The following is a 612-nucleotide window of genomic DNA, read 5'->3' as shown; positions in this document are numbered from 1 at the left end:
GAAGCCGGAAAAAGGGGTGCCCCCGATCCCGAAGCATTTCGGCAAAATGGGCCGCTACTGGCATGAACGGATCGCCGGGGAACTGGATAAAGTCGGTGTGCTGACCAATCTGGATGCGAAAGCCCTTGAACTGCTGATTGAAGCCTACGTCGAATACCGCACCCACTGCGACACACTGGAGACAGAAGGCTACACCTACCGCACCGATCAGGGATTAATCAAAGCGCATCCCGCCGCTGGTATGAAAGCCGATGCATGGAAACGGATTCACGCCATGCTCAGTGCGTTCGGCATGTCGCCCTCCAGCCGGACGAAAGTCAATATGGTCGGGGAAGACAAGGCCGATCCGCTGGCCGAATTTTTACAGATGAGGGATTAAACATGGCTAAAGTGGCTGACGGCATTCGCTACGCTGAACGGGTCGTGGCCGGTGAGATTGTCGCCGGGGAACTGGTGAGACTGGCCTGCCAGCGTTTCCTGACGGACCTGAAAACCGGTGAGGCTCGCGGGATTACATTCAGTGAACCCCGTGCTCAGCATATCCTGAACTTTTACAAATTTGTTCCGCATGTCAAAGGGGCATTGACCGGCAAGCCCATAGAACTGATGGAC

At 55.6% G+C, this 612-nt stretch carries 1 protein-coding gene and 1 pseudogene; both read left to right on the top strand.

From position 1 onward, the window contains the following. A partial coding sequence (locus tag Xsto_RS20850) for a phage terminase small subunit P27 family (protein WP_099126330.1) occupies positions 1–379 on the top strand: 379 nt, incomplete at its 5' end. Between the two features lie 2 nt (positions 380–381). Then, positions 382–612, top strand: a pseudogene (locus Xsto_RS20845) (terminase large subunit); the annotation flags it as partial.

Source organism: Xenorhabdus stockiae, assembly GCF_002632825.1.
Taxonomy (GTDB): Bacteria; Pseudomonadota; Gammaproteobacteria; order Enterobacterales; family Enterobacteriaceae; genus Xenorhabdus; species Xenorhabdus stockiae.
The sequence above is the reverse complement of the archived record's forward strand: the minus strand, read 5'-3'. Positions and strand labels throughout refer to the sequence as shown.